Below are 21,174 nucleotides of genomic sequence, written 5' to 3' on the forward strand. Positions count from 1 at the left end.
ATGTCAACGAGACAGGGTTACGGCGCGTTTTCTTTCTTAGCATTTCGCCATTTACTGAGGAAAACGCAATGAACAAGTTCATCTTTGCTGTAGCCGGCCTGTTTTTGTCCAGCCTCGCTGTCGCCCAAGCCCCTGTTTCCTCAGTGGCAACCGCGCCCGGCGCGCAGGGCTGCGAGTCGCGCGCCATCGACAAGAACGGCAAGATGCTCGCGGGAGCGGCGAAAAAGTCGTTTATGAAGAAATGCGAAGCCGACAGCATGGACCCGGTGGCGCGCAACTGCGAGGCCAAGGCGATGGGCAAGAATGGCAAGGCCCTGGCGGGCGCTGCAAAAAGCTCGTTCATGAAGAAGTGCGTGGCGGACGCACCGAAATAAAGGCCAGGGCACTGCGAGGCTGTGCAGTTTGGCGGATGCGTGCTGCGCACTGATCTGCCCTACGGTGCTGCGGGCCGTGCAATTCGGCGGATGCGTGCTGCGCACTTATCCGCCCTACGGGGCGCGGGGTCGTGCAATTCGGCGGATGCGTGCTGCGCATCCGCCGTTTTCGCGTGAACCACCTTCACAGCAACGCCAGGTCCGGCCCCTCACGTTTGCCCAGCCACGTCGTGTCGAACCGTTTGCGCGCGGCCGCCAGCGCTGCGGTGTCGCCACGTTTGTCGTATACCTCGATCAGCCCGCGCAGCGCCCATCCGTTGCTCGGCGTGCGCGCCAGCGACGCGCGGAACACCTGTTCCGCCGCGTCGAGCTGGCCGGCGCGCAGCAGCGCCGCTCCCAGCGACTGGCGCACCGGGTAATACCAGTAAGGCGGCTCGGTATAGGGCAGCGCATCCTGGACCGCAATCGCTTCCTGGTAAGCCTTGATGGCCCCGGGCCCATCGCCTTGCGCATCGGCCAGCCGGCCAGTGGCGACGGCGCGCGCCGTGTGCACAATTTCTTTCGCCGGCACGCCCCATGCTTGAATCGGCTTGAAATCCGCCGCGCGTTCCAGCTGCCTCAACGCGTCAATTTCCTTGCGGCTGTCAGCCAGCGCCCCTTGGCGGGCAAACCCGGTGGCGCGCGCGTAGTGCCACATCGCCTTGACCAGCACAAAGTCCGGGCCCGGGTCGGGCAGTGCCACCAGCACCTCGGGGCTGCTGAACTGGACGTGCGAAAAATACGGCGCGGCCTTCACCGGCTGCATGCCGGCGAAATCCTTGAGCAGCTCGGGCGGCAGCGCTTTGTCCAGCTTGGCCGCCGCGTCGAGGGCCGTCTTGCCGTCGCCGCCCATCAGCGCGGACACCATCACGAAATGGATGTTGTGCGGATAGTAGGCGCCCCGGTAGACAGGGTCGCTGCCGGATTGGCGGAAGTATTTTTCGTCCGCCGCGATGGCGTCGAGGTTCGACTTCAGCGCTTCCTTGTACAGGCCCACCCTGTAGTAAATGTGCGAGGGCATGTGCACGATGTGGCCGGCGCCCGGAATCTGCCTGGCCAGCACGCGCGCCGGGGCGAGCGCTTTTTCGGGGTGCACCGAGGCCTCCATGGCGTGGATATAGTAGTGCGCAGCGCCTGGATGGGTCGGGTTGCGCTCCAGCACCCGTTCAAGCGCATCGACCAGCTCGGCGGTGCGGTTCTTGGGCCGGGTGCCGCCGCCTTCCCAGTAATCCCAGGGCGACAGGTCCATCAGCGATTCGGCAAACAGCACCTGGATGGTGTCGTTATTGGGAAATGCCTTGGCGGCATCGGCCATGGCGTCGGCATAGGCCTTGTCCAGCGCCGAACGGTCCGGGCCAGCGGCTGGATCGTAGCGGCGCGCCACGGCGCGGATCAGCGCCTGTTCTGCCGGCGTGGCCCCTGCGGCAAGGCGGCTTGCGTTGGCCGCCGCCGCCACTGCCGGCGCTACCGCAGCGGGGAACATCGGCGCATTGATGTTAGGACCCAGCACCAGCGCCTCGCCCCAGAAGCACATCGCGCATCGTGGGTCGAGCTGCTGGGCGGCACGAAATGCGCGCGCCGCTTCGGCGTGGTTGAAGGCGTAGGCCAGCCGGATGCCCTGGTTGAAATAGGCCTGCGCGGCGGGATTGCGTGTGCTGACCGGTACGTGCAGCTTGCCGAGGTCTTTGTAGAGCGGAGGCTTGTCGGCAGCGGCGGACGCTGCTGCCTGCTGGCCCGGCTTGAATGGCGCGGTTTCGGCCTGCGCTTGCGCCAGCACCAGCTGCTCGAGCAGGGGCGGGCGGCCACCCTGCCGCGGCGCGCAATTGGCGCCACTGGCAAACAAGGGATCGAAGGCGGCCCCGCCAGCGGGCTGGCGTTCGGCCAGTGTCGGCGTAAAGGCCAGCAGAGCGCCAGCCACGCCCGCAATTGCGGCTGCAAGCTTTTTCTTATTCATCAGCGTCCCCTTTTCGGAAGGAACCACCAGGTTGAACGGGGCTGGTGTTTAGAGTCGTATGGCTTTTCCGAGTTCCGCGCAGTTTCTGGCGTGCGTGAGCGCATTTGCCTCCAGCACATTCTTGTGCCAGCATGGGCGGTTTGCCGTTTAACCCCAACTCCCTGGATTATGAACCCGATGCCGACAATACCGATGAAAACACTGCTTGCCGGCGCCTTGCTGGCGCTGTCGATCAATGCCGCTGCCGCCGGGGCCGTTACGCTGGTGCATGCCGGCCACCTGCTCGACCGCCCGGGACATGCCCAGCGCGGCGCATCGACTGTGGTCATCAAGGACGGCAAGGTGGCCGAAGTGCTGGACGGCTTCGTCAGCCCCGATCGCTACGCCGGCGCAGCGGTCGTCAACCTGCGCGACCGCTACGTGCTGCCTGGCCTGATCGACAGCCATGTGCACCTGACCAGTGACCGCGCCGGAATCGAAGGCCAGCTCGCCGGCGTTACCGACAACGTCGCCGCATCGGCCTACGAGGCGCAGATGAACGCCGGCAAGACCCTGCAGGCCGGGTTCACCACCGTGCGCAACCTGGGCGACGGCGGCGGCGTGACGCTGGCGCTGCGCGACGCCATCGCCAGGGGCTGGGTGCAGGGACCGCGCGTGATTGACGCGGGCAGCCCGATTTCAGCGACGTCGGGACACATGGACGGCCGGCTCGGCTACGCCGACTGGGTGCAGCACGCCGTGCCGACCACCAACCTGTGCGACGGCCCCGAGAGCTGCCGCAAGGCGGTGCGGGTGCAGATCGGCCGGGGCGTCGATGTCATCAAGATTGCCACCACCGGGGGCGTCAACAGCGTGGTCGGCGCCGGCGTCGGCAAGCAGATGTTCGACGACGAGGCCAAGGCGCTGATCGAGGCTGCCCACCTGTACGGCAAGAAGGTCGCGGTGCACGCGCATGGCGCCACCGGCATCAGCCTGGCGCTGGCGGCCGGGGCCGATTCGATCGAACATGGCACGCTGCTTGATGAGGAAGGCATCAGGCTGTTCCTCAAATCCGGCGCGTATTACGTCCCGACCCTGTCGACCGTCAACGGCTACAAGGAAAGGATCGCCAACAACCCGGACGCCTACCCGCCAGCGGTGCGCGCCAAGATCGACTGGCGCATCGGCATTACCGGCAAGGCGCTGCGCCAGGCGCATAGCCGCGGTATCAAGATTGCGTTTGGCACCGATGCCGGCGTGTCCAAGCATGGCCGCAATGCCGACGAGTTCGAATTGATGGTCCAGTTCGGCATGACCCCGGCCGAAGCGATCAAGGCCGCCACCGTGAACGCCGCGGACCTGCTCGGCATCAGCGCCGTGGCGGGAACGCTCGAGGCAGGCAAGAGCGCCGACCTGATTGCGGTTGCCGCGAATCCGCTGGCCGATGTCACCGTGCTCAAGAAAGTCGATTTCGTGATGAAGGCGGGGGAAGTGGTCAAGAGCCGCCAGTAAGACGGCGACGGTAGGCGCGAACTTGGCAGGCCGGTTCGCGTCAAACGGTATGAAGAGTGGCTTCCGATAACCAGGAGGATCCGTCATGACCGAACCTGTTCCATCCCCGGCCGCCGGCCAGGCGCCGCGGCCGCCCGACATGCCGGACCTCGGCGCGATCAAGCAGCGCCAGCAAGCCACGTGGGCAAGCGGCGACTTTGCCGTTATCGGCGTCACCTTGCAGATTGTCGGTGAGTCGCTGGCCGAAGCGGCCGATATCCGCGCCAACGAACGCGTGCTCGATATCGCCGCCGGCAACGGCAACGCCACCCTGGCGGCGGCGCACCGCTTCGCGAAAGTGACCTCCACCGATTATGTCCCGGCGCTGCTTGAAAAAGGCCGGCGGCGCGCCGAGGCCGAAGGGCTGCAGGTGGAATTCCGTGAAGCCGACGCCGAAAACCTGCCGTTTCCCGACGCCAGCTTCGACGTGGCGATATCCACCTTTGGCGTCATGTTCGCTCCCGACCACGCGCGCTGCGCCAGCGAAATGCTGCGGGTGGTGCGCGACGGCGGCCGTATCGCGCTTGCCAACTGGACGCCGGAAGGCTTCGTCGGCCAGCTGTTCAAAACCATCGGCGCGCACATCGCGCCGCCGGCCGGCCTGGAATCGCCCGCGCTGTGGGGGACCGAGCCCCATCTCGGCCAGCTGTTCGGCCAGCAGGCGGCGAGCATCCATGCGGCGCGCAAAATGTTCAATTTCCGCTACGCGTCGCCGTCGCACTGGCTGCAGGTATTCCGTGATTTCTACGGACCCACCCATAAGGCCTTTGCCGCGTTGGACCCCGCAGGCCAGCAAGCCCTGGAAAAGGACATCCTTGCCTTGCTGGACCGCTTCAACATTGCGGGCCCGGCGTCGCTGGTGGTGCCGGCCGAATACCTTGAGGTGGTCGTTACCAAGCGCAGCACCTGACATTCGCGCACGTGGTGCGCAGGGCGGGCGCTCAGCCCTTTCCTTGTCCAAGCCCGATCCGGTCTTGTTCAAAGGAGCGTGCCAGCTCGTCGCGCGCGGCCTGCTCGATGGAGATCATGGCTTTCTCGTCGCGGTAGTTCGGGAAAATGGTGTCCAGCGTCGACAGGTTGTGCGCGCGGAACTTGAGGCGCGCGCGCTCGGCGGTTACCGGGTCAATGCCCATTTTTTCCAGTGCGTGCTGGCCGATCAGCAAGGCCGTGTCGAAGGTTTCGCGTTCCACCAGTTCGACGCCGCGGCTGCGCAATTCGAACAGGTGCGTCACATTACGCGCCCGCGCAATGATCTTCAGCTGCGGGAAGTTCTCGCGCACCACGTCGGTCAGCTTGAGGCTTCCCTCCATGTCGTCGATCGCGTTGATCAGCAGGTGCGCCTTGTGCGCTTCGGCAGCGCGCAGCAGGTCGAGGCGGGTCGCGTCGCCGTAGAACACCCGCATGCCGAATTTGCGTACCGTCTCGATCAGGTCGGGATCGTTATCGAGGACCGTCACCTTGATGCCCGAGGCAATCAGCAGGCGCGCCGTGATCTGGCCGACCCGGCCGAGGCCGGCGATGATCACGCGCGCGCCTTCTGGCTCAATCACGTCCGGCTCCATCGCAGGCCGGCTGTGCAGGCGTGCGCTGATCCAGTTGCCGGCTACGAGCGCCAGTGGCGTCAGGGCCATCGACACGGCGACGACCACGACCAGGGTTTCATTCATTGCCGGCGGCAGCACTTGCGCCTGCCGCGCCACGGCAAACACCACGAACGCAAATTCGCTGCCCTGGGCCAGCAGGGCGGCAAACGGCCAGCGCTGCACGGCCGGTATCGGCAGGGCGCGCGCCAGCAGCGCCAGCAGCGCCATCTTGAGCGCCATGTAGGCGATGGTCAGGCCAACAATCTGCAGCGGCCCGTCGGACAGCAGCCCAATGTTCACCGACATGCCCACCGACGTGAAGAACAGTCCCAGCAGCAATCCCTTGAATGGCTCCAGGTCGGCCTCCAGCGCCTTGCGGTATTCAGAGCCGGCCAGCAGCACGCCGGCCAGGAAGGCGCCCAGGCCCATCGACAGGTCGGCCAGGGTCATCAGCTGGGCGATGCCCAGCACCAGCAGCAGTGCGAACGCGGTAAAGATTTCACGCAGGCCGGTCTTGGCGATGAGGCGCAGCGCCAGCGGCATCAGGTAGCGGCCGATAACCAGCACGGCGGCGATCACGGCGGCGGCCAGCGCCCAGTTGAAGCCGGGGCCGCTGGCGGCGGCCGAGCCCAGCAGCGGCGTCACGACCAGCAGGGGAATGGCGGCCATGTCCTGGAACAGCAGGATGGCAAACGCGGCCCTGCCGGCGGGGGTGTGGTCGAGATGGCGTTCCTGCATGCTCTGCACCACGATGGCCGTCGATGACAGCGCCAGCGCGCAGCCGGCAACCAGCGCCGCCGTCCACTGCATGCCCAGTACCCAGGCGCCCGCGGCCAGCGCCGCGCCGCAGCCCGCCACTTGCAAGGCGCCGCCGCCCAGCACCAGCGCGCGCATCGCCAGCAGTTTCTTCGGCTGCAGCTCCAGCCCGATCAGGAACAGCATCATTACCACGCCGATCTCGGCCACATGGCTGATCAGCTCGAGATTGCCGATCAGCGCCAGGCCCCACGGCCCGATGATGCATCCGCCGATCAGGTAGCCCAGCACCGACCCGAGTCCGAGCCGCTGGGCCAGGGGCACCAGCATGACTGCCGCCACGAGGAAGACGATGGGGGTAAGGAGAAGTTCATGCATGGGCGTCCCCGGCCGGTATTGGGTGTGGCCCGGCTACGCCGCCGGGTTGCCGGCCCCGAGGGCCTTGCGAGGATTATATCGACCTCCCCGGCTGCCCGTTGGGTCCCTGGCGTGCTACGCCGGGCGCGGGTCGGGAGTAACGTGGAGGTTTGACCAGTCGGGCGGATAGGCCAGCAGCCGCAACCCGCCATCACAGCAAGGAAGGAGGAAACACCATGAACGCGATCGACCCCGGCGCCATCGATATTTTTTCTCCATACCGGCTTGGCCCGCTGCAAATGAAAAACCGCATGGTGATGGCGCCGCTGACGCGCAGCCGCGCCGAGCCTGGCAACCTGCCATCGAACATGGCCGCCGAGTATTACAGCCAGCGCGCCGGCGCTGGCCTCATCATTACCGAGGCCACCCAGGCAGGTGCTGGCGGGCAAGGCTACATCGCCACGCCCGGCATCCACAGCCAGCAACAGGTGGCCGCATGGCGCAAGGTCACCGGCGCCGTGCACCAGCGGGGCGGCCTGGTCTTCGTCCAGCTGTGGCACGTGGGCCGCATCTCGCACCCCGATTTCCGCAACGGCGAGGCGCCGGTTGCGCCGTCAGCCATCGCCCCGCGCGGCGTGCAGACCTATACCGCGCAGGGGCTGAAAGACATCCCGACCCCGCGCGCCCTCGAAAAGGACGAGATTGCCGCCATCGTCGGCGAATTTCGCGCCGCCGCCGCGAACGCCAAGTCGGCCGGCTTCGACGGGGTCGAGATCCACGGGGCCAATGGCTACCTGCTCGACCAGTTCCTCGAAGACGGCACCAACCAGCGCAGCGACGACTACGGCGGCAGCATCGAAAACCGTGCGCGCCTGCTGTTTGAAGTGATCGCGCAAGCCAGCCAGGTGCTGGGCAGCGACCGGGTGGGGGTGCGCCTGTCGCCCGGCGGCACCTTCAACGACATGTGCGAATCGCATCCGCACGATACCTTCGGCTACGTTGTCAGGCAGTTGTCCACCTTGAACCTGGCTTACCTGCACCTGATCGAACCGTCCTCCACGCCAGGCGAGCACCCCTTGCCCGATTTGTCGGCGCGCTATTTCCGCCCGCTGTATCCGGGCACCCTGATTGTTGCGGGCGGCTACAACCACGAGCGCGCGAATGCGGTGCTGAAGGCGGGCCTGGCGGACCTGGTTGCGTTTGGCCAGCCATTCCTTGCCAACCCCGACCTGCCAGAGCGCCTGCGCCGCGGCGCGGCGCTCAATGCGCCCAACCCGGCCACGTATTACGGCGGCGGTGCCGAAGGCTATATCGATTACCCAACCCTGGCGCAGGCAGCGTCCTGACCGGGCCGCCGGCGCGCGCGGCGCAGGTGCGCTATGATCTTTCTTCATTTTTTCCAATTACCAATTGCTCACTATGAAAACAAAAGCCGCTATCGCATGGAAGGCCGGCGCCCCGCTGACGGTCGAGGAAGTCGACCTGGAAGGCCCGAAGGCCGGCGAAGTGCTGGTCGAGATCAAGGCCACCGGCATCTGCCATACGGACTACTACACCTTGTCGGGCGCGGACCCGGAAGGAATCTTCCCGGCGATCCTGGGGCATGAGGGCGCCGGCGTGGTGGTCGATGTGGGGCCGGGCGTGACGACGGTGAAGAAGGACGACCACGTGATCCCGCTTTACACGCCGGAATGCCGCCAGTGCAAGTTCTGCCTCTCGCGCAAGACCAACCTGTGCCAGGCGATCCGCTCGACCCAGGGCCGCGGCCTGATGCCGGACGCCACCTCGCGCTTCTCGATCGACGGCAAGCCGCTGTTCCACTACATGGGCACGTCGACGTTCTCGAACTACATCGTGGTGCCTGAAATCGCGCTGGCCAACATCCGCAAGGACGCGCCCTTCGCGACGGCCTGCTATATCGGCTGCGGCGTGACCACCGGCGTGGGCGCGGTGGTGTTCTCGGCCAAGGTCGAGGCGGGCGCCAACGTGGTGGTGTTCGGCCTGGGCGGTATCGGACTGAACGTGATCCAGGCCGCCAAGATGGTGGGCGCCAACAAGATCATCGGCGTCGACATCAACCCGGCGCGCGTCGAGATGGCGACGCGGTTCGGCATGACCGACTTCATCAACCCGAAAGAAGTGGCGAATGTGGTCGACCAGATCGTCCAGCTGACCGATGGCGGCGCCGATTATTCGTTCGAGTGCATCGGCAATACCACGACGATGCGCCAGGCGCTCGAGTGCTGCCACAAGGGCTGGGGCCAGTCGTACATCATCGGCGTGGCGGCGGCGGGCGAAGAAATCAGCACCCGTCCGTTCCAGCTGGTGACGGGCCGCGAATGGAAAGGCTCCGCGTTCGGCGGCGCGCGCGGGCGTACCGACGTGCCGAAGATTGTCGACTGGTACATGGACGGCAAGCTGCGCATTGACGAGCTGATCACGCACACCTTGCCGCTCGAGCGCATCAACGAAGGTTTCGACCTGATGAAGCGCGGCGAATCGATCCGCTCGGTCGTTCTCTACTGAACCTGCTTGCGAGACAAACAGGCGGCGCATGGTGCGCCGCCTTTTTTTTGGCTCTGTCACCGTTAGGTATGGAATTGAGCACGTCGTGCCCGCCACTGGCGGACCCGACTTCCCGCGAAAGCGGGAACCCATACTATGATGCGCTGGACGTCGAATCGCTTTATTACTGATCGTCTTCAGTATGGGTTCCCGCGTGCGCGGGAACGACGAGGGTGTAGCGCTTCCACACTTAACCGTGACATAGCCTTTTTTTTTCGCCGCAGGCGCTTACGCTTTGTGGTGCTTGTCGGCAGGGTCGAGCGGCTGCGACAGGTCGCGATGCACCTGGGCGGTAATCTGGTACGAGCGCAGGCGCGCCGCGTGGTCGTAGATCTGCGAGGTAATCATCAGTTCGTCGGCGCCGGTGCGGGCGATGAATGCCTGTATCTCGCGCGACACCGTGTCCGGTGAACCAATTGCCGAGCAGGCCAGCACCTGGTCGAGCATCGCGCGCCCAGTCGGCCCGATCTGGTCAAGGTAGCCAGCCACCGGCGGCTGCAGGCGTGACGCCCGTCCGCTGTGCAGGTTGACGAAGGCTTGCTGCATCGAGCTGGCAAGCACCTGGCCTTCGGCGTCGGTGTCTGCGGCAAACACGTTATAGCCGAGCATGACGTAGGGCTTGTCCAGCTGCGCGGACGGCTTGAAGTTGCTGCGGTAGAAGTCGATGGCCTGCATCATCATGGTCGGCGCGAAATGCGATGCGAACGCGTACGGCAGGCCCAGCGACGCGGCAAGCTGCGCGCCGAACAGGCTGGAACCGAGGATCCAGACCGGCACCTTGAGGCCAGCGCCCGGCACTGCCTGCACGGAACGCCGCGAGGAACCCGCGAAATAGTCCATCAGTTCCACGACATCTTGCGGGAACTCATCGGCGCTCGAGGCGAGGTTGCGGCGCATCGCGCGCGCGGCGGCCTGGTCTGAGCCTGGCGCGCGGCCCAGGCCCAGGTCGATCCGGCCCGGGTAGAGCGATTCAAGCGTGCCGAACTGTTCGGCGATCACCAGCGGCGAATGGTTGGGCAACATGATGCCGCCCGCGCCGACCCGGATGGTCGACGTGCCTCCCGCGATATAGCCAAGCAACACCGCTGTGGCAGCACTGGCAATGCCTGGCATGCCATGGTGTTCGGCCAGCCAGTAGCGATTGAATCCCCAGCGCTCGGCGCTTTGGGCCAGGTCGAGGGAACGATGGAACGACGTACGGGCATCGCTGCCTTCGGTAATCGGGGAGAGGTCGAGGACGGAAAAGGGAATCATGGCTTCTTTCGCTTGCGGTAAGGGCGGTTGCTGTTCCTGTTATGGGGACGGAAAGGCCGTTTGAAAGTGAAATAGCCGGGCAATCAGCGCGGCGCGGCGAATACCTGCGTCCAGTACGCCCGCGGCACCTTGCGCGACCGGTCGACGGCGTAGCCGGCGCCCATCTCGGTAAAAGCGTTGTTCATGATATTTTCGCAGTGGCCGGGGCTGGTCAGCCAGCCCGCCACCACTTCTTCCGGTGAAGTCTGTCCTGAAGCAATGTTCTCGCCGACACGCAACCAGCGGTAGCCGGCTTGCCTGGCGCGTTCCGCCGCGTTGCTGCCATCCTTGCCCTTGTGGCTGAAATCCCTTGTCGCCGCCATGTCGCGGCTATGCGTGAGCGCCGCATGGCCCAGGAAAGCATTCCACGACACGCTGCGGGCGGCCGGAAAATAGCGGGCGCCGCAGTTGCGCGGGGTGGCGCGCGCGGCGTTGACCGCCTCAAGTACTGCCTTGCCCGCGGTTTCCGGGTCCGGAAGCAGGTTGATCGCGGGCGGTGGCGCGGCCGTGGCCAGCACGATCAGCCAAGTGTCGCCAGAGCGGATTGCGCCGATATCGGAAAAATCCGGATTCAGCAGCGAATTGCAATATTTCGCTTCGATGGAAGCCATCACCGCCGGCGCGTCGGGCGGTCCGGCGACGTAGATCGCCTCTGCCTTTGCGGCCTGGTATCCGGCCTGCTCGATGGCCTGGTCAAGGAATGTGCCGGCCGCGACTTTGACGCGCGCCAGCGCAGGATGCGCCGCCAGCGGCGCCCTTGGCCTCACCTGGCTGCCGCCGCAGGAAGGCGGGGCTGCGCGGTATGCGTTGATCAGCCTGACCAGTTGGTCGTTGCCCTTGGCATGCGCAGCGTGTGCGGCAAACAGGCCGGCGCTGGCGAGAACGCAAGCGAAGATCGCGTGTGGCCTCACGGCCGGGAGCTTGATGTTCAAATGACCTGCCTGTAATTCACTAACTAACGGGAAAGCATACACCGCAACCCCGTGCGCGTGCAGGCCCCGGCTGATCCGTGCGCGGCGATTTCGTCCGCCGCAGCCGCAGTTTGCTATGCTGTCGGCTTTCAAAGGCCGGGACGCGACCCGCGCTGGCGCAATTCATTTATGGAGTAGCAAACATGGCCTCTTTGCAAGAGCAGTTTTTGAAAGCCGGACTGGTCGACAAGAACAAGGTCAAGCTGGTCAACCAGGACAAGAGCAAGCAGAAGAAGGTCGAACGCCGCACCGGCACGGTCAGCGTCGACGAAGCGCGCATCGCCGCGCAGGAATTGCAGCGCAAGAACGCCGAGCGGGCGCGTGAGCTGAACGCGCAGCGCGATGCGGCGGCGTCGCAGAAGGCGATTGCGGCGCAGATTGCCCAGATGGTCAAGCAGAACCGCCAAAGCAAGGGCAATGGCGACATCGCCTACAACTTCACCCACGGTAGCAAGATCGAGCGCATCTACGTCTCGGCGGCGGTCCAGGCCCACCTGATGGCAGGGCGCCTGGTGATCGTGTGCCTGGGCGGTGTGACCGAACTGGTGCCGAAGGTCATCGCCGACAAGATCGCCGAGCGCGATGCCTCGCTGGTGGTGCGCGTCAAAAAAGTCAGCAACGAAGTGGACGAAGACGATCCATACGCAGCCTTCCAGATTCCTGACGACTTGATGTGGTAACAGGCCAAGACAATGTTTTTGGTGCGCCCACTTATGATTTAGGGTAAGTTTTACGTCAAGGCATCAATTCGATCCGGTATGGCGCCGGTCCCGCACACCTGCTTGGCGTAAACATGAAAAACAATCCTGCAGCTTCAGACAACTGTGCAACACAGCGGGCGGCGCAATGAGGGTACTGTCCGCCCTCGATGTACACCTGCTCGACATGCGCGCGCGGGAACTGAGCGGCTGGCGCCGCGGCCTGGTTGAGTTCTGGTATTTCGGTATCAAGAATGCGCGCGCCTGCCTGTTCGTCGGCCTGTTCTTCATCGCGATGATGGCGATACCGCGCGCGGGCATCGGCGGCATGCCGCGTTACGATGTACTGCTGGCGGTGGCCTTGCTCATCCAGTTCTGGATGGTCTGTTCGAAGCTTGAAACCATGGACGAGCTGAAAGCCATCTGCCTGTTCCACATGGTCGGCTTCGCCCTCGAGGCGTTCAAGGTATCGGGCAGCATCCGGTCGTGGAGCTATCCGGACTTCGGCTATACCAAGATACTCGACGTGCCCTTGTTTGCGGGCTTCATGTATGCGGCGGTCGGCAGTTATGTGGTGCAGGCCTGGCGGCTGTTCGACCTGCGCATCCGCCACCACCCGCCGTACTGGATGGCGGCGACGGTGGCCATCCTCATTTACGCAAACTTCTTTACCCACCACTACATCGGCGACTACCGCTGGTACCTCGCGGCCTGCGCGCTGGCGCTGTATTTCCGCACTTCAGTGGTGTACCGGCCGCTCGACCGCGACCGCCAGATGCCGCTGATGCTGGGATTTGTGCTGATCGGCTTCTTCGTCTGGCTGGCCGAAAACGTCGGTACTTTCTGGGGCGTGTGGCGCTATCCCAACCAGCTCGGCGCATGGTCACTGGTGCACGTCAGCAAATGGAGCTCATGGTCGCTGATGGTGATCATGACCTTCACGATCGTTGCCAACCTCAAGCACGTCAAAACCAGGATCCACGTAGCCGACAAGGGCTGGCATACGGGATGGCGGCGCGGCCCCACAGGCAGCGCCGGGTAGTGCGCGACGAAAACCCTTAGACCCGCAGGTTTCCTTCAATCGAGTCGTCCAGGGTTTTGCCGATGGCGGCGCCGATCAGCATCTTCGCGCCCGCGATGGCGCTGCCATGCTTGTTGTCCCAGTAGTAGCCGTGCGACGGCGCCACTTTGATGACCGTGATGCGCGGGTCGTCCTCGCCCTCGGTGAACCAGGTCTTGAGAATGAAGTTCCACAGCTCCTTGATCTTGGCCTTGTCGCGCGAGATGCTGGCATGCCCTTCCAGGCTCAGGAACTCGGCGTGTTTTGAACCCTGGAAGAACAGCTTCACGGAAGGGTTCGCTGCGATTTCGCGGTTCTTGTAGCTGTCGCTGGCGCTGAGGAACCACAGGTTGCCTTGCTCGTCGACCTGCTGCACGCTCATCGGCCGGACGCCTGAGCTGCCGCCCGTTCCGCCCTCGGTGCAGAAGAAACACGTTTCCGCTTCTTTCACCAGTTCCGTTAGTTTTTTGATTGCCGGCGCCCCGGACAGGTCTTCAAAATTATGTTCGGGCTGCTGCTTGTTGATTGAATCCATGAAGTGCTCCTCGGCTGACTGATTCAGGACATCCTATCAATCACGCTGCCCGGTGTGTGTTGGCGGATTAACCGAGTGGGCTGAACATTGCCTTCAGTTGATGACGCTTTGGAACATCCTAGGAGCGCCACCCCGAGGATGGCGCTTCCCTTGCGCATTACTTCGGCATCACTACCGTGTCGATCACGTGGATCACGCCATTGTCAGCGGCAATATCGGTCTGCACGACCGTCGCTTTGTCGAGGCGCACTTTGTTGCCCATCATGCTGACCGTCAGCGCGCTTCCTTCGACGGATTTCACGGCGCCCGGCTTGACGTCAGCAGCCATGACCTTGCCTGGAACCACGTGGTAGGTCAGCACCTTGGTCAGCGCGGCCTTATCCTTCAGCAGGGCATCGAGCTTGGCCTTGGGGATCTTGGCGAACGCCTTGTCGGTCGGGGCAAAGACCGTAAATGGGCCGGGACCTTTGAGCGTATCGACCAGGCCGGCCGCTTCGATTGCCGTGACGAGGGTGTTGAAGTTGCCTGCCGACTTGGCGGTATCGACGATGTCTGCCGCTTGCGCCGCGCCAAATGCCAGGGACATTGAGACTGCCATCAAAACTTTTTTCATTGCTCGCTCCTTGGGTAGATGAGATTGAACCGCTCAACGGCTCTGCACTGTTTTTGAACCGTTATGTAAAGAATTATGCGCCTGAATTTCTAGCCGTCCCGTTGATGACGCGATAAAATACAGACATTATCGGTTCAAGAACGGGTCATGAGAATGGAAGCCAAAGATAAAGCCGAGGCAGGCCAGGCCGCTTACCGCAGCGGAGTTGCCGCCCGGTTAGCGGGCCTGCCGGTAGAGACCTTGCGGGTGTGGGAGCGGCGCTACGGGGTGTCGGACACGCAGCGTTCCGAGCATGGCCAGCGCCTGTATTCGGCCGACCAGGTCCGGCGCCTCGGCCTGCTCAAGCAGCTGGTCGACCAGGGACATCCAATCGGCTCGATCGCCGGCCTGCCGGCGGACCAGCTCAGTGCGCTCGCGGCCCCGGCTGCAGCCGGTGCGGCGAGCCATGCGGGGCCGGTGCGGGTGGCCGTCATCGGCGAGGGTTTGCGGCGCCGCATCGCCGCCGACGGGCGCTATGCCAACCAGCTGGAGATGGTGGGAAGTTGCGGCCGCCTGGAGCAGGCCGAATCGATGCTGCACGATATCAGGCCGGAAGTGCTGCTGGTCGAATTGTCCGAGCTTGACGACGCCGCCTTGCCAAAAATTGCGGCGGCCCGCCAGCAGGCAGGCGCTGCGGCAACCCTGGTGATGTACCGCTTTTGCGCCAGCGCGACGATTCGCGAACTGCGCGCGCAGGGCTGCCTGGTCGCGCGGGTGCCGGCGGAACTGGGCGAGCTGGTGATGTTGTGCCGGACCGCTTCGTCAGGCAAGCCGCTGCTGGCCTTGCCCGCGCGCGAGGCGGTCGCGCCGCGCCGCTTCGACGACGCTACCCTGGCCGCGTATGCGGCCGCTGGCAACAGGCTCGAATGCGAATGCCCGCGCCACCTGGCCGATCTGTTGATGATGGTTGGCAGCTTCGAACGCTACAGCGCGCAGTGCGCTTCACGCAACGAGGCCGACGCACGGTTGCACGCTGAGCTGGAGCATGCGGCGGGCGCTGCCCGCACGGTCCTCGAGGCAGCAATGGAACGGCTGGCGCTGGCGGAGGGGCTCGACGGCAACAGGGCTTACTGAATAAGGGAGGACAGTTCGGCGGCGATGGTTTGGGCCAACAGGTGGATGTGATAGCCATCGACGAAGCCGTGGTGCGCCTGGACCGAGAAGGGCAGCTGCATCCGTCCGTTCGCGCCGTCCCTGAATTTCCCCCATGCGAGCGAAGGAATGTCCGGCGAGCCCACCGACGCCATCGGGTGCTGGATGGATGTGAAATCCAGCCACGGGATGCAGGTGACGAACACCTGGTTCTTGCACTCGCGTGGCGACATTCCCTGGTAAGTGTCGTTCAAGGCGCCCATATGGCTCGCTTCGTCGCGCGCCACCAGGCTGCGCGCGACGAATTCACGCAGGTCATCCGACCACGCGAACTGCGCGAAATTCAGGTCATGGTGCTGGTTGACCACGGTATAGGAAGGCGTCAGCCGGTCGATGCAAATCACTTCACCCTCGAAAATGCGGTAGCGGAAGTTTTCGACCTTCAGCACCGCGCGCAGCACGGCGCACAGCAGCACATGAAAGGGCGGCAAGCCCTGCGCCTTGCACCATGGCCGGAAGTCCGGCAAGTCCATCGTGAAACTCAGATTGACTGCGGGGCTGTCCATCCGGTCGAAAAGTTCAAAGCGGTCGCGCCGCCGTTCAAAGTTCTGCATACGTTCTTGCTCTTAAGGAAACTGGCCTGCGAAGCGCCGGAAATCAGCGATTGTATGTTCAAATCGTCCGCGCAGACACTCCAGGGAGCTCAGCATGGCAGACGCATTCAAGGTCGGCGACAAGGTGCAATGGCATTCGCCGCAGGGAACGGTAGATGGGAAGATCAAGAAAAAGCTGACCGCGCCAACCGACATCAAGGGGCATCATGTCGCCGCATCGCCGGACCATCCGGAGTACCTTGTGGTCAGCGACAAGACCGGCGCCGAAGCTGCACACAAGGCAAGTGCGCTCAAAAAAATTTAGGCAGCCGGCGCGGGTTCTTCCCACCACCCTTGTCAATGTCCGTGGCCGCGCCACCGAAAGGCAATTCTTGCTAATCTCGCGCCGGATGAGGAGGGCATAGCCATGCAACGCGCACTGATTGTCATTGGATTGCTGATCGCCGCCGCTGGCCTCGCGTGGCCATGGCTGAGCAAGCTGCCGCTGGGCCGCCTGCCGGGTGATATCCATATCGTCCGGGAAGGCGTCAGCTTTCATTTCCCGATCGTGACCTGCATCGTGATTTCCCTGGTGCTGTCACTGCTGGTCTGGTTGTTCCGCCGCTGAGCCGGCTATGATACTGTGCCGATCTTGCCGTTCTTATTTGATGGAGACAAGCATTGAAAAACGCCACCTTAGTATTGTTGACCCTTGCCGCAGCGTCCGCGCACGCTGCTGACACGCCGAAGTTCGATCCGAAGCGCCTGTCCCAGGATGTCAAAGTGTTGTCGTCGGACGAGTTCGAGGGCCGCGGCCCGAACACCGCCGGCGAAACCAAAACCGTGAATTACCTCGTCGAACAATTCAAGGCCGCCGGCCTGCAGCCGGGCGGCGACCTGGCGGGCGGCAAGCGCAGCTGGACGCAGGACGTTCCGCTCGGCCGCTTCGAGATCAAGGGCCCGGTCAAGCTGACCCTGCACGAAGGCAAGAACAGCCGCCCGCTCGCCCAGGGCGACGACATGGCGGTGCGCGCGTCGATGAGCGGCGCGAAGACCGTCGACTTCAAGAACGCGCCGCTGGTCTTCGTCGGTTACGGCGTCACTGCGCCTGAGCGCAAGTGGGACGATTTCAAGGGCATGGACCTGAAGGGCAAGCTGGCGGTCGTGCTGATCAACGATCCCGACTTCGAAACCGGCCAGGGCGATTTCGGCGGCAAGGCGATGACTTACTACGGCCGCTGGACCTACAAGTACGAAGAGATGGCGCGCCGCGGCGCGCTCGGCACGATCATTGTCCACGAGACCGCGCCGGCATCGTATGGCTGGCCGACGGTGAAGAACTCGAACACCAACGTCATGTACGACGTCGTGCGCAAGGAGCCGCGCAAATCGCACGCGCCGATGGAAGCGTGGATCCAGCGCGATCTGGCAGCAAACATGTTCAAGACGGCCGGCATCGATTTCGAGGCAGCCAAGAAGCAGGCCCAGGCCCGCTCCTTCAAGCCGATCGAACTCAAGGGCGTGACCCTGTCGGCCAACTACGCCGTCGATGCTCAGGTCATCAAGTCGAAGAACGTGGTGGCGATCCGCGAAGGCAGCAAGCTGCCGAAGCAGTACGTCATGTACAGCGGCCACTGGGACCACCTTGGCGTGGGCCAGCCAGACGCCAACGGCGACAAGATCTATAACGGCGCTGTCGACAACGCCACCGGCATCGCCGCCATGCTGGAACTGGCGCGCGTCTACGCCAAGCAGCCGGCGCCGCAGCGCAGCGTGGTGTTCCTGGCGGTGACCGCGGAAGAAAAGGGCCTGCTCGGTTCCGAGTATTACGCGTCGAACCCGCTGTATCCGCTGGCGTCGACCGTCGGCGTGATCAACATGGACGCGCTCAGCCCGCGTGGCCCTTCGCGCAACTTCAACATCTCGGGCAGCGCCCGGCTCGACCTGCTGGACCAGCTGGTGGCCAAGGCCAAGCAGTGGGACATCGCCTACTCGCCTGATCCGAAGCCGGAAGCAGGCTACTTCTTCCGTTCCGACCACTTCCCGTTCGCCAAGCGCGGCGTGCCTGCGCTGTCCTTCGGTTCGGGGAACGACTGGGTGGAAGGCGGCGTGAAAGCTGGCGAAGCGGCCGAAGCCGAGTACACCGAGAAGGCCTACCACCAGCCTGCCGACGAATTCGATCCGAAGTGGACCTTCACCGGCATGGCGCGCGACCTCGAAGTGCTGTACTCGCTGGGCGCCGACCTGGCCAATTCGAAGACCTGGCCGAACTGGTCAGTCGATTCGGAGTTCCGCGCGGCGCGCGACAAGTCCGCAGCTGAACGCAAGTAAGCCAGCAAATTAGCGTCGTTCCTGCGAAAGCAGGAACCTGTACACCAGCTGACCTGACGTGCCATGGGTCCCTGCCTTCGCAGGGACGACAGCACGTCGTTCCTGCGAAAGCAGGAACCTGTACACCAGCTGACCTGACGTGCTATGGGTCCCTGCCTTCGCAGGGACGACAGTCTTCTAAGGCCGGGCTGGAATGTTCAGTCCGCGCTCGACGGCAGGGCGCGCGGCAAAGCCGGCCACCACCCTTTGCACGTTGGGGAAATTGTCGATACCGACCAGGTCGCCTGCGGCATAGAAACCGACCAGGTTGCGCACCCACGGGAAGATCGCGATGTCGGCGATGGTGTATTGCTCGCCCATCATCCACTCGCGGCCTTCGAGGTGGCGCTCCAGCACGCCGAGCAGGCGCACGGATTCGGCCAGGTAGCGGTCGCGCGGGCGCTTGTCCTCGTAGTCCTTGCCGGCGAATTTGTGGAAGAAGCCCAACTGCCCGAACATCGGCCCGACCCCACCCATCTGGAACATCAGCCACTGGATGGCCCGGTAACGCGCGCCTGCGTCCTTCGGCAACAGCATGCCGCTCTTGTCGGCCAGGTACAGCAAGATGGCGCCGGATTCAAATAGCGCCAGCGGTTTGCCGTCCGGACCGTTCGGGTCGATGATGGCCGGTATCTTGTTATTCGGGTTCAGCGACATGAACTCCGGCGACAGCTGGTCATTGGTCTCGAAGTTCACCAGGTGCGGTTCATAGGGCAGGCCGGTTTCTTCGAGCATGATCGAGGCCTTGACGCCGTTGGGCGTGGGCAGCGAATACAGCTGGATGCGGTCGGGAAAGGCTGCAGGCCATTTGGCATGGATGGGGAAGTCGGCGATTCCGGTCATGGTCATCCTCTTGTGAACAAATGATCATCATTATCGTTGAACCGGCGCGAACGCGCAGGGCGCCGGAGCGTGCTGTAAAATTTGCGGCAGCCTTCCGATTTCCAATTGCCGGAGTACACAAAATCCTACGTTTTTTCCTCATAGCGGCGATGCGCATGCCGAAGCTGACGATCGCCCTTGCATTACTCGTGCTGGCAGCGTTGGCCAGCGCGATGACCTACACCGGTTTCCTTGTCGTCGGGGTGTTGGCTGATCACCTCGGCACAGGGCGCGTCGCGGCAGGCTTGCTGCTTGCCGCCCTTTTTGCAAGATTTCCTTGGATAAGCAAAGGCAAGCTGCGCATCGTTGGCGTATTGCCTCAACCTGTCCGTCGTCCGCTCATGGTGGGCTTGCTGGCGCTTTGCTTGCTGAACTTCCTGGCCCGAGGCGAGTACGTGCCCGCAGCTTTTACTGGTTTCACGACGACTTTTCTTCTTGCCTATCCCTGGTTGAGGCGAGCAATCTTCGAGCGAATGTTATCGTCTTTCCTCACATTCGCTGGCCGAAACCCTCCTGCCGCCAAGGACGACATGGTGATCGATGGCGAATTCAGGGAAAAGAAAGAATGACGGAAACGACGATGTGACCGCGCCGTGCCGTGGCCCTGCGCGGTATCGGTTAAAATCGTTGTCATCATTTACATTCCACCTCACTCGATGAAACGCGGCCCGCTGCTAGTCACTCTCGCCTTCGTGGCCGTCGGCGTCGTGGCATGGGGGCTGGTGCAGGGGATGCGCGGGCCGACGCTGCCCGGTTACGAAGTGGCCGCGCGGCCACTGGTGCAGACCGTCGTGGCCACCGGCCGGGTCGCCGCCGTGTCGCGCGCACAGGTCGGCAGCCAGGTCACCGGCGTGGTGGTCGAACGGCGCGTGCGCGAGGGCGACAAGGTGCAGCCTGGCGACGTCCTTGCGGTGCTGCGCGCCGACGACCTTGAGGCATCCGTCCGTGAAGCAGAGGCTGCCCTGGCCCAGTTACAGCAATCGACACGCCCGCAGGCGCAAGCCACATTGCGCGAGGCGCAGGCAAGGCTGGAGCAGGCCGGCCGTGAAGCCCGGCGGCGCCGCGACCTGTACCAGCGCCAGATGATCACGCGCGAAGCCATGGAGCAGGCGGCACAAGCCGAAACCATCGCCCGCATCGCGGTCGAACAGGCGCAACTGGCTGCGCGGTCATTCTTGGCCGGCAATCCGAATGAAACCGCTGCGCGCGCGCGGGTCGCCAGCGCCAGGGCGCAGCTGGCCAAGACAATCATCCGCGCCGAAGTCGCCGGCACCCTTCTGACGCGCAACGCCGAACCGGGCGACCTGGTGCAGCCCGGCCGCGTGTTGTTCGAAATCGCCCGCGCCGGCGACACCGAAATCCTGGTTCCGCTGGATGAGAAAAACCTCGACGTGCTTGCCATCGGCCAAGCCGCGATGTGCGTCGCCGACGCCCACCCGGCGCGGCCGTTCCCCGCCACGGTCAGCTTCATTGCCCCCAGCGTCGATCCACAACGCGGCACCGTGGATATTCGCCTCGCCGTGCCTCCGGCCACTGCATTTTTGCGCCAGGGGATGACGGTCTCCGTGAACGTGGAAACGGGCCGCCGGGACCGGGCCATCGTCGTGCCTAACGATGCATTGGCTGCCATGGACGGCAACCGCGCCGCGCTGTGGCTGGTGGCCAATGGCCGCGCCACGCGCCGCCAGGTGCAGCTCGGCCTGCGCGGCCTGACCGAAACAGAAGTGACGTCCGGCCTGCAGGCCGGCGACTGGGTCCTGGCGGATGCGCAGGCCGCGCTCGAACAAGGCGACCGCGTGCGCGTGGTAGCTGCGGGCGCGGGCGCCGATCCTGCCACACGCAAAGAATTGCCGGTCAAGCTGGACTGACC

At 64.1% G+C, this 21,174-nt stretch carries 21 protein-coding genes; 13 read left to right on the plus strand and 8 right to left on the minus strand.

Going from position 1 to position 21,174, the window contains the following annotated elements; translation table 11 throughout:
* Positions 1–68: 68 nt before the first annotated feature.
* Positions 69–374 (plus strand): hypothetical protein, encoded by a 306-nt coding sequence (locus LMJ30_RS01105; RefSeq protein ID WP_229430489.1) that lies wholly within the window; start codon positions 69–71, stop codon positions 372–374.
* Positions 375–558: 184 nt separating this feature from the next.
* Here the strand turns inward: LMJ30_RS01105 and LMJ30_RS01110 are convergent, their stop codons facing one another.
* The gene (locus tag LMJ30_RS01110; protein WP_229430490.1) at positions 559–2,367 is read right to left on the minus strand and encodes a tetratricopeptide repeat protein; all 1,809 of its coding nucleotides are present in this window, start codon (positions 2,365–2,367) and stop codon (positions 559–561) included.
* A gap of 192 nt (positions 2,368–2,559) precedes the next feature.
* On the opposite strand from LMJ30_RS01110, the gene LMJ30_RS01115 reads away from it, so the two are divergent.
* Together LMJ30_RS01115 and LMJ30_RS01120 are read left to right on the plus strand one after the other, a co-directional pair.
* Entirely contained in the window at positions 2,560–3,858 is a 1,299-nt protein-coding gene (locus LMJ30_RS01115; RefSeq protein ID WP_229430491.1) for a metal-dependent hydrolase family protein, read from the plus strand.
* Between the two features lie 85 nt (positions 3,859–3,943).
* Complete coding sequence (locus LMJ30_RS01120; protein WP_229430492.1) at positions 3,944–4,807, plus strand: class I SAM-dependent methyltransferase; 864 nt, start codon at positions 3,944–3,946, stop codon at positions 4,805–4,807.
* Between the two features lie 31 nt (positions 4,808–4,838).
* Here LMJ30_RS01120 and kefC read toward each other — a convergent pair whose 3' ends face one another.
* Positions 4,839–6,614, minus strand: coding sequence for a glutathione-regulated potassium-efflux system protein KefC (gene kefC / locus LMJ30_RS01125; RefSeq protein ID WP_229430493.1), 1,776 nt, complete (start codon positions 6,612–6,614; stop codon positions 4,839–4,841).
* Positions 6,615–6,829: 215 nt separating this feature from the next.
* Between kefC and LMJ30_RS01130 the strand changes: the two genes are divergently transcribed.
* Together LMJ30_RS01130 and LMJ30_RS01135 are read left to right on the plus strand one after the other, a co-directional pair.
* Positions 6,830–7,939, plus strand: a complete 1,110-nt coding sequence (locus LMJ30_RS01130; RefSeq protein ID WP_229430494.1) for an alkene reductase — start codon at positions 6,830–6,832, stop codon at positions 7,937–7,939.
* Positions 7,940–8,012: 73 nt separating this feature from the next.
* A complete protein-coding gene (locus LMJ30_RS01135; protein WP_229430495.1) occupies positions 8,013–9,119 on the plus strand; it encodes an S-(hydroxymethyl)glutathione dehydrogenase/class III alcohol dehydrogenase in 1,107 nt (368 codons plus the stop codon).
* Positions 9,120–9,386: 267 nt separating this feature from the next.
* On the opposite strand, the gene LMJ30_RS01140 is transcribed toward LMJ30_RS01135, so the two are convergent.
* Both LMJ30_RS01140 and LMJ30_RS01145 read right to left on the minus strand, forming a co-directional pair.
* On the minus strand, positions 9,387–10,412 hold the full coding sequence (locus LMJ30_RS01140; protein ID WP_229430496.1) for an LLM class flavin-dependent oxidoreductase: 1,026 nt from the start codon (positions 10,410–10,412) through the stop codon (positions 9,387–9,389).
* Positions 10,413–10,495: 83 nt separating this feature from the next.
* Positions 10,496–11,383, minus strand: a complete 888-nt coding sequence (locus LMJ30_RS01145) for a CAP domain-containing protein (protein WP_229430497.1) — start codon at positions 11,381–11,383, stop codon at positions 10,496–10,498.
* A 182-nt stretch (positions 11,384–11,565) separates the two neighbouring features.
* Here LMJ30_RS01145 and LMJ30_RS01150 point away from each other — a divergent pair, with 182 nt between their 5' ends.
* Both LMJ30_RS01150 and LMJ30_RS01155 read left to right on the plus strand, forming a co-directional pair.
* Positions 11,566–12,102, plus strand: coding sequence for a DUF2058 domain-containing protein (locus LMJ30_RS01150; protein ID WP_229430498.1), 537 nt, complete (start codon positions 11,566–11,568; stop codon positions 12,100–12,102).
* A 205-nt stretch (positions 12,103–12,307) separates the two neighbouring features.
* On the plus strand, positions 12,308–13,162 hold the full coding sequence (locus LMJ30_RS01155; protein ID WP_371872960.1) for a DUF817 domain-containing protein: 855 nt from the start codon (positions 12,308–12,310) through the stop codon (positions 13,160–13,162).
* 16 nt (positions 13,163–13,178) lie between these two features.
* Here the strand turns inward: LMJ30_RS01155 and LMJ30_RS01160 are convergent, their stop codons facing one another.
* Both LMJ30_RS01160 and LMJ30_RS01165 read right to left on the minus strand, forming a co-directional pair.
* The gene (locus tag LMJ30_RS01160; RefSeq protein WP_229430500.1) at positions 13,179–13,715 is read right to left on the minus strand and encodes a pyridoxamine 5'-phosphate oxidase family protein; all 537 of its coding nucleotides are present in this window, start codon (positions 13,713–13,715) and stop codon (positions 13,179–13,181) included.
* A gap of 157 nt (positions 13,716–13,872) precedes the next feature.
* On the minus strand, positions 13,873–14,328 hold the full coding sequence (locus LMJ30_RS01165) for a fasciclin domain-containing protein (protein ID WP_229430501.1): 456 nt from the start codon (positions 14,326–14,328) through the stop codon (positions 13,873–13,875).
* A gap of 147 nt (positions 14,329–14,475) precedes the next feature.
* On the opposite strand from LMJ30_RS01165, the gene LMJ30_RS01170 reads away from it, so the two are divergent.
* A complete protein-coding gene (locus LMJ30_RS01170) occupies positions 14,476–15,441 on the plus strand; it encodes a MerR family transcriptional regulator (protein WP_229430502.1) in 966 nt (321 codons plus the stop codon).
* Here the strand turns inward: LMJ30_RS01170 and LMJ30_RS01175 are convergent.
* Positions 15,435–16,073, minus strand: a complete 639-nt coding sequence (locus LMJ30_RS01175) for a CatA-like O-acetyltransferase (RefSeq protein ID WP_229430503.1) — start codon at positions 16,071–16,073, stop codon at positions 15,435–15,437. The two genes, LMJ30_RS01170 and LMJ30_RS01175, sit on opposite strands and share 7 nt — an antisense overlap.
* 94 nt (positions 16,074–16,167) lie before the next feature.
* On the opposite strand from LMJ30_RS01175, the gene LMJ30_RS01180 reads away from it, so the two are divergent.
* The 3 genes from LMJ30_RS01180 (at position 16,168) to LMJ30_RS01190 (ending at position 18,383) form a co-directional block, all read left to right on the plus strand.
* Entirely contained in the window at positions 16,168–16,377 is a 210-nt protein-coding gene (locus tag LMJ30_RS01180; protein WP_229430504.1) for a hypervirulence associated TUDOR domain-containing protein, read from the plus strand.
* 102 nt (positions 16,378–16,479) lie between these two features.
* Positions 16,480–16,680: a DUF2905 domain-containing protein gene (locus LMJ30_RS01185; protein ID WP_229430505.1), complete on the plus strand. Its 201-nt coding sequence runs from the start codon at positions 16,480–16,482 to the stop codon at positions 16,678–16,680.
* 53 nt (positions 16,681–16,733) lie between these two features.
* A complete protein-coding gene (locus tag LMJ30_RS01190) occupies positions 16,734–18,383 on the plus strand; it encodes a M28 family metallopeptidase (protein WP_229430506.1) in 1,650 nt (549 codons plus the stop codon).
* 177 nt (positions 18,384–18,560) lie between these two features.
* Here the strand turns inward: LMJ30_RS01190 and LMJ30_RS01195 are convergent, their stop codons facing one another.
* Positions 18,561–19,265: a glutathione S-transferase N-terminal domain-containing protein gene (locus LMJ30_RS01195; protein WP_229430507.1), complete on the minus strand. Its 705-nt coding sequence runs from the start codon at positions 19,263–19,265 to the stop codon at positions 18,561–18,563.
* Between the two features lie 20 nt (positions 19,266–19,285).
* On the opposite strand from LMJ30_RS01195, the gene LMJ30_RS01200 reads away from it, so the two are divergent.
* Together LMJ30_RS01200 and LMJ30_RS01205 are read left to right on the plus strand one after the other, a co-directional pair.
* Positions 19,286–19,873, plus strand: a complete 588-nt coding sequence (locus LMJ30_RS01200; protein ID WP_229430508.1) for a hypothetical protein — start codon at positions 19,286–19,288, stop codon at positions 19,871–19,873.
* 87 nt (positions 19,874–19,960) lie between these two features.
* The gene (locus LMJ30_RS01205; RefSeq protein ID WP_229430509.1) at positions 19,961–21,172 is read left to right on the plus strand and encodes an efflux RND transporter periplasmic adaptor subunit; all 1,212 of its coding nucleotides are present in this window, start codon (positions 19,961–19,963) and stop codon (positions 21,170–21,172) included.
* The last annotated feature ends 2 nt before the right edge of the window (positions 21,173–21,174 follow it).

Source organism: Massilia agrisoli (genome assembly GCF_020831365.1).
In the GTDB taxonomy this organism is placed as follows: domain Bacteria; phylum Pseudomonadota; class Gammaproteobacteria; order Burkholderiales; family Burkholderiaceae_D; genus Telluria_A; species Telluria_A agrisoli.